Source organism: Thermomonas sp. (assembly GCF_041919455.1).
Lineage (GTDB): Bacteria > Pseudomonadota > Gammaproteobacteria > Xanthomonadales > Xanthomonadaceae > Thermomonas.
On record NZ_JAYRTQ010000006.1, the window covers coordinates 185,273 to 192,313 of the forward strand.

At 67.8% G+C, this 7,041-nt stretch carries 6 protein-coding genes and 1 pseudogene; 4 read left to right on the forward strand and 3 right to left on the reverse strand.

From position 1 onward, the window contains the following. Positions 1-73 precede the first annotated feature (73 nt). The 3 genes and pseudogenes from ACE3T8_RS06195 to arsC all read left to right on the forward strand — a co-directional run bounded on the left by ACE3T8_RS06195 (position 74) and on the right by arsC (position 2,176). A pseudogene (locus ACE3T8_RS06195) lies at positions 74-888 on the forward strand (CoA pyrophosphatase). Continuing rightward, on the forward strand, positions 888-1,736 hold the full coding sequence (locus tag ACE3T8_RS06200; protein ID WP_374607686.1) for a sulfurtransferase: 849 nt from the start codon (positions 888-890) through the stop codon (positions 1,734-1,736). The pseudogene ACE3T8_RS06195 and the gene ACE3T8_RS06200 overlap by 1 nt, the downstream one beginning before the upstream one ends. 17 nt (positions 1,737-1,753) lie before the next feature. Further along, positions 1,754-2,176: an arsenate reductase (glutaredoxin) gene (arsC, locus tag ACE3T8_RS06205; RefSeq protein ID WP_374607718.1), complete on the forward strand. Its 423-nt coding sequence runs from the start codon at positions 1,754-1,756 to the stop codon at positions 2,174-2,176. A gap of 3 nt (positions 2,177-2,179) precedes the next feature. On the opposite strand, the gene ACE3T8_RS06210 is transcribed toward arsC, so the two are convergent. Continuing rightward, positions 2,180-2,938, reverse strand: a complete 759-nt coding sequence (locus ACE3T8_RS06210; protein ID WP_374607688.1) for an enoyl-CoA hydratase/isomerase family protein — start codon at positions 2,936-2,938, stop codon at positions 2,180-2,182. Between the two features lie 49 nt (positions 2,939-2,987). Here ACE3T8_RS06210 and ACE3T8_RS06215 point away from each other — a divergent pair, with 49 nt between their 5' ends. Then, positions 2,988-3,419 carry a copper chaperone PCu(A)C gene (locus tag ACE3T8_RS06215; RefSeq protein WP_374607690.1) on the forward strand — a complete coding sequence of 144 codons (432 nt, stop codon included), beginning with the start codon at positions 2,988-2,990 and terminating at the stop codon, positions 3,417-3,419. Positions 3,420-3,429: 10 nt separating this feature from the next. Here the strand turns inward: ACE3T8_RS06215 and ACE3T8_RS06220 are convergent, their stop codons facing one another. Both ACE3T8_RS06220 and uvrA read right to left on the reverse strand, forming a co-directional pair. Continuing rightward, positions 3,430-3,849 (reverse strand): acyl-CoA thioesterase, encoded by a 420-nt coding sequence (locus tag ACE3T8_RS06220; RefSeq protein ID WP_374607692.1) that lies wholly within the window; start codon positions 3,847-3,849, stop codon positions 3,430-3,432. Continuing rightward, positions 3,846-6,740: an excinuclease ABC subunit UvrA gene (uvrA, locus tag ACE3T8_RS06225; RefSeq protein ID WP_374607693.1), complete on the reverse strand. Its 2,895-nt coding sequence runs from the start codon at positions 6,738-6,740 to the stop codon at positions 3,846-3,848. The genes ACE3T8_RS06220 and uvrA overlap by 4 nt, the downstream gene beginning before the upstream one ends. Positions 6,741-7,041 lie beyond the last annotated feature (301 nt).

A 7,041-nucleotide genomic window follows, 5' to 3' on the forward strand; every position in this document is an offset into this window, starting at 1 on the left:
TGCGCCGGTCCTGCCGGCGCATCGCGTTTCAGGGGCAGGGCCATCGTCCGTGCCCTGCCAGGATCCGGATCCCATGACGTACCCGTACCGCGCCGTCCTCAGTCCCTGCATCGGCGTCTGCACGATCGACGAGGAAGGCCTGTGCGTCGGTTGCCATCGCAGCGGCAACGAGATCGCGGCATGGCCGATGATGAACGACGATGCGCGCCTGCGGATGATGGACGAGGTGCTGCCGCGGCGTGCCCTGGCGCGCGAGGCCACGTGAACGCCGATGCGCTCGCGGCGCGGCTGCGTGGCGCCCTGCATCCGCTGGCGTCGCCACCTGCCGGTGAGCCGTGGAACCTGTTCGAACTAGACGGCTTGCTGTCGCCAGGCGAACCGCAGGCGGCTGCAGTGCTGGTCGGCGTGATTCCGCGCGATCAAGGCGCCAGCGTCCTGCTCACGCGTCGCAACGATGCATTGCGGCACCATGGGGGCCAGGTCAGTTTCCCGGGTGGACGCATGGAGTCGGGCGATGCAACGCCGCTGGATGCCGCCCTGCGCGAGGCCGCGGAGGAAGTTGGCCTGGATGCAGCTCAGGCGCAAGCGCTGGGTTACCTGGATCCCTTGCTGACCATCACCGGCTTCCGCGTACAGCCGGCGTTGGTACTGGTCGCGCCCGACTTCGTGCCACGGCCGGATCCCTCGGAGGTCGCCGAGGTCTTCGAGGTGCCGCTCGACCTGCTGCTCGATCCGGACCAGTTGGAACGGGTCACCCTTCACTTCGGCGGACGGGTACGCCACGTGTTCCAATACCGCTACCAACCGCAACGGATCTGGGGCGTGACCGCTTCGATCCTGTTCAACCTCCGCGAGCGCCTGGCGCCCGCCCCCCACGGGAGAACCTGATGGCCGGATGGACAACCCTGGTGCAGGCCGAAACCCTGGCGGTGGCGCTTGGCCGCCCCGACCTGGTGGTGCTGGACTGCCGCTTCTCGCTGCTCGACCCGAACGTGGGCGAGCAGGCTTACCTGCGCTCGCACTTGCCCGGCGCGGCCTACGCCCACCTGGAGCGGGACCTGTCGGACATGGGGCCGCATGGCGAAGGCCGCCACCCGTGGCCGCAGGCCGACGTGCTCGTTTCCAAACTGCGCAGTTGGGGCATCGACGCGCATTCGCAGGTCATCGCCTATGACGATGCCGATGGCGCCTATGCGGCGCGCCTGTGGTTCCTGCTGCGCATGCTCGGTCACGAGAAGGTCGCGGTGCTGGATGGCGGTTGGGCGCGCTGGACCGCGCTGGGCCTGCCAGTCGCCAGTTCGCCGTTCCAGCGGCCACCCAGCCGCTACGAGGCCCCGGGTTTCGACCACAGCCGCTTGCTGGATGCCGACCAAGTCGAGTCGCATCTGTTCGAAGGAGGCCTGCTAGTCGATGCCCGCGCGCCGGCGCGCTTCCGTGGCGAGGAAGAACCGATCGACCGCGTGGCCGGCCATGTGCCGGGCGCGATCAACCGGCCGTTCGCCAGCAACATGATGGATGGCCGCTTCAAGTCGCCGATGCAGCTGGCCGACGAATTCCGTGCATTGCTCGCCGGTCGCGATCCCGCAACAACCGTGCTGATGTGCGGCTCCGGCGTCACCGCCTGCCACAACCTCCTGGCGATGGAGCGTGCCGGGTTTAAGGGCGCGAAGCTGTTCACCGGATCGTGGAGCGGCTGGATCCAGGATCCGTCGCGGCCGGTGGCGCGGGGGGCGTGAGCCGCGACCTCGCCGCGATGCAGGTCGAGATCTGGCACAACCCTGCCTGCGGCACCTCGCGCAACGCGCTCGCGCTGATCCGCCACGTCGGCATCGAGCCTGTGGTCGTCGACTACCTGCGCGATCCACCCGATGTCGCGCGGTTGCGCCAGGCCATCGCCGATGCCGGCCTTGGCGTGCGCGATGCGATCCGCAGCAAGCAGCCGGAGTATCTGGCGCTCGGGCTCGACGATCCTGGCATGCCCGACGACGCCCTGCTCGCGGCGATGGTCGCCACGCCGGTGCTGATCAACCGCCCATTCGTGTTCACGCCGCTCGGCGTGCGCCTGTGCCGGCCGGAATCGGCGATGGTGCTCGACGTGCTGCCGCCTTGCGACAAACCCTTCGCGAAAGAAGATGGTGAGGTCGTGATCGACGCCGCCGGGCAGCGGGTCCGCTAGCGGTTATTTCCCGATCCGCGCCAGCATCGCCCGCAATGCGGCCTGGGTATCCGGTTCCATCCAGCCGGCGACGAACCTCGCCAGTTCGATGCGTTCGTCGCGCAGGCAGTCGACCACCGCGGCGCGGGCGATCGCGCGGGTGCGCAGCATCGGTGCTCGCGGTAGTTGCAGCAATCCTTCCAGCCAGACCCGCGCGCGGGTGGCGACGTCGTCGATGCCGGTCAGTTCATCCACCAGCCCGATGCGCAGCGCTTCGCTGGAATCCACCATGTCGCCGGCGACCAGCAGGCGTTCCGCGCGATGCGGCCCGACCATCCGCGCCATCAGCGACTGGATGCCTTCCGGGGCCACCAGCCCGACTTGCGTTTCGTTCAAGCCGATCCGGTACGGGCCCTCGGCCATGATCCGGTAGTCGCAGCACAGGGCCAGCACGCAGCCGCCGGCAGGCGAATGCCCGGCCAATGCGGCCACCACTGGCACCGGGCACGCCGCCAAAGCGCGCGCGGCATCGAAGAACACCGTCCATGCGCGCAGCAACGCGTCCTGGTCGTCGCCAAGCGCGAGCAGGTAGGGCACGTCCAGCCCCGCTGAAAACACCTTCGGCCCACCAGCAAGCACGATGCCCTGCGCGCCGGCGGAGACCGCATCGGCAAGCGCCTGGGTGAGCGCCTCGCACAGCGCCGGATTGAGGGCGTTGACGGGCGCACGCGCCAGGCGGAGTTCGTGGATGTCGCCGTGCAGGGTGGTTTCGATCAGGGGCATGCGGAATCCCGTCGCAAGGAAGTGTTTCGTGTGCCGGTATCATAGGCGCATGACCACGCATGCATGGCTGCTCGCCGTCCTCCTGTTGCCGCTCGCCGCCAACGCGCGGGATTGTGCCCCGCTGGTGAAGGACGGCTGGATCCGCCTGTTGCCGGGCGGGATGCCGATGCAGGCAGGCTTCGGCCGCATCGAAAACCGCTGCGCGATGCCGGCTACCATCGTCTCCGCCAGCAGTCCCGCCTATGCGAGCGTGGAATTGCACGAGTCGAAGCGGGTCGATGGCGTCAACCGCATGCGCGAAGTGCCGGAATTGCGCATCGCCCCGGATGGCGCAGCGGTGCTGCAGCCGGGCGGCCTGCACCTGATGTTGATCAAGCCGAACGCCACGCTGAAGCCCGGCAGTCGCGTCGCGATCGAATTTACCTTGAAGGACGGCCGCAAGCTGCTCGGCGAGTTCGAGCTGCGCAAGCCGGCACCGTGAGTCCGCTGCATCACGCCTGCAGCAGCAACTCCGACGCTTTTCGCACCGCATCAGGCAACGGTATCGGTCGACCGCTCGCACGCGCCACCCACACCGCCACCACGTGGCCTTCGGCGTGTAGCGTGCCGTCGTCGGCGAGGATGCGATGGCCGATGGTGACGCTGGTGTTGCCCAAGCGCTCGGTGAACAGCTCGACGGCGATGCTGGCCGGATATTCGATCGGTCGCTTGAAGTTGATCGTGGCGGTGGCCACGACCGGCGCGACCTCGTCGGTCATCCACGGCGCGTCCAGGGTGTCGAACCACTCGATGCGCGCCTGCTCCAGGAAGGTCAGGTAGCGCGCGTTGTTGACGTGGTTGAACGCATCCAGGTCGCTCCAGCGCAGCGCGATCGGGATGCGGAACACGTGGCCTGCGGCGCGGTCGCTCATGCCTCGGCCTTCTTTTTCCTGCGCGGGGTGGGTGCGGGTGCCGCCGCTCTTTCCAGCAAGGGGGCAAGGAAGCGGCCGGTGTGCGAAGCGGGATTGGCGGCCACCTGTTCCGGCGTGCCGGAGGCGATGATCTGGCCACCACGATGGCCACCCTCGGGGCCGAGATCGACCACCCAGTCGGCGGTCTTGATGACATCGAGGTTGTGCTCGATGACGACCACGGTGTTGCCGTCGTCGCGCAGGCGATGCAGCACGGCGAGCAGGTGCTCGATGTCGTGGAAGTGCAGGCCGGTGGTCGGTTCGTCGAGGATGTACAGCGTGCGGCCGGTATCGCGGCGGCTGAGTTCTTTCGACAGCTTCACGCGTTGCGCCTCGCCACCGGACAGCGTGGTCGCGCTCTGGCCCAGCTTGATGTAGCTCAGGCCCACGTCCATCAGCGTTTCCAGCTTGCGGGCGATGCTGGGCACCGGCGCGAACAGGTCCAGCGCGTCCTCGACGGTCATCTCCAGCACGTCGCGGATGCTGTGGCCCTTGTAGTGGATCTCCAGGGTCTCGCGGTTGTAGCGCTTGCCCTGGCAGACGTCGCAGGGCACGTAGACGTCGGGCAGGAAGTGCATCTCGACCTTGATCAGGCCATCGCCCTGGCAGGCTTCGCAGCGGCCGCCACGCACATTGAAACTGAAGCGGCCCGGCGAATACCCGCGGGCGCGCGCTTCCGGCACCTGGGCGAACAGTTCGCGCAACGGCGTGAACAGCCCAGTGTAGGTCGCCGGGTTGGAACGCGGGGTGCGACCGATCGGCGACTGGTCGATGTCGACGACCTTGTCGAACAGGTCCAGGCCGGTGATCTCGCGGTACGGCGACGGCGTGTGCGACGCACCGTTGATCTCGTTGGCGGCCAGCGAATACAGGGTGTCGTTGACCAGCGTCGACTTGCCGGAGCCGGACACGCCGGTGATCGCGGTGAGCAGGCCCGAGGGGATCTCGAGGTCGACGTTCTTCAGGTTGTTGCCGTGCGCGCCCTTCAGCTTGAGCATCAGCTTGCGGTTGGGCGCGTGGCGCTGCGCCGGTACCTCGATCCGCTTCTTGCCGGACAGGTATTGCCCGGTGATCGAGCGCGGCGCCTTGAGGATGTCGGCCAGTTGGCCTTCGGCCACCACTTCGCCGCCATGCACGCCGGCGCCGGGGCCGATGTCGACCACGTGGTCGGCCAGGCGGATCGCGTCCTCGTCGTGCTCGACCACGATCACCGTGTTGCCGAGGTCGCGCAGGCGGGTGAGGGTGCCGAGCAGGCGCTCGTTGTCGCGCTGGTGCAGGCCGATGCTGGGCTCGTCGAGGACATACATCACCCCGACCAGGCCGGCACCGATCTGCGACGCCAGGCGGATGCGCTGCGCCTCGCCGCCGGACAGGCTGTCGGCCTTGCGCTCCAAGGTGAGGTAGTCGAGGCCCACGTCAACCAGGAAGCTCAGCCGCTCGCCGATTTCCTTGACGATCTTGGTGGCGATTTCGCCGCGCCAGCCGGGCAGCTTCAAGCCATGGAAGAAGGCGAGGCAGTTGTCGATCGGCATCACCGCGATCTCGTGCAACGGGCGCTCGGCCACGAACACGTTGCGCGCGGAGCGATTGAGGCGCGCGCCGCCGCATTCGGGGCAGGGTCGCTCGCTGATGTACTTCGACAGTTCCTCGCGCACCGCCGCGGATTCGGTCTCGCGGTAGCGGCGTTCGAGGTTGGGGATGATCCCCTCGAACGCATGCTTGCGCTGGTACTTGTTGCCGTTCTCGCCCACGTACACGAGGTTGATCGCTTCCTTGCCGCTGCCATGCAGGACGATCGCGCGGATCTCGTCCGGCAACAGCTGCCAGGGCAGGTCGACGTCGAATTTGTAGTGCTTCGCCAGCGAGGTGATCATCGAGAAGTAATAGGCGTTGCGACGATCCCAACCGCGCATCGCACCTGCCGCCAGCGACAACTCCGGATGGCCGACCACGCGGGACGGATCGAAGAACTGCGCCACGCCCAGGCCGTCGCAGCCCGGGCACGCACCCATCGGTGCATTGAAGGAAAACAGGCGCGGCTCCAGTTCCGGCAGCGCGTAATCGCAGACCGGGCAGGAATACTTCGACGAGAACAGCAGCGGCGCGCGATCCGATTCGTCCATCGACTGCACGACCGCCATGCCGTCGCCCAGCTTGAGGGCCGTCTCGAACGATTCGGCCAGGCGCTGGCGGATGTCCGCGCGTGGCTTGAAGCGGTCGATCACCGCTTCGATGGTGTGCTTCTGGCGCGGCGCCAGCGGCGGCACCGCGTCGATCTCGTGGAGCACGCCATCCACGCGCACACGCACGTAGCCCTGCGCGCGCAGCTGGTCGAACACCTGCTGCTGCTCGCCCTTGCGCTCGCGGATCACCGGTGCCAGCAGCATCCATCGCTGCGAGGCCAGCGAGTCGTCCTGCTCCATCGCCAGCACCTGGTCGACCATCTGGCTGACCGTCTGCGCTTCCAGCGGGAAGTGGTGGTCCGGGCAGCGCGGGGTGCCCACGCGCGCGTACAGCAGGCGCAGGTAGTCGTGGATCTCGGTGATCGTGCCGACCGTGGAGCGCGGATTGTGGCTGGTCGATTTCTGCTCGATCGAGATCGCCGGGCTCAGCCCTTCGATGTGGTCGATGTCGGGCTTGTCCATCACGCTGAGGAATTGCCGCGCGTATGCCGACAGCGATTCGACGTAGCGGCGCTGGCCCTCGGCGTAGATCGTGTCGAACGCCAGCGACGACTTGCCGGACCCGGACAGGCCGGTGATCACGATCAGCTTGTCGCGCGGCAGGTCGAGGTCGATGTTCTTCAGGTTGTGCGTGCGAGCACCGCGGAGGCGGATGGTGTCCAGCGCCATGGATGGGGGATCCTGGGGAAGGGGAGCGGGCGAGGTGCAGATGCCGTGCAACGGGCAATCGGGCAGGGTAACGAGCCGGTGATTTGGGGGCAAATGACGGGATTGCCAGCGTCGGTCAGACGGGTCTCCTGGGGTGCGACCCTAGGCGATGCGCGCGCAAAGGCGGGGATCCGCCGCCTTGTCCAGTCGTCCAGGACTGATGCGGCGGGCGCGGGCCATCCATGGCCCGCGCGGCTTCCCGCCGGTGGGCGCGCCCCGCCCCCCCAGCAAGTCGCCGTGGAGGCACGCGGGGTCCCGCTTT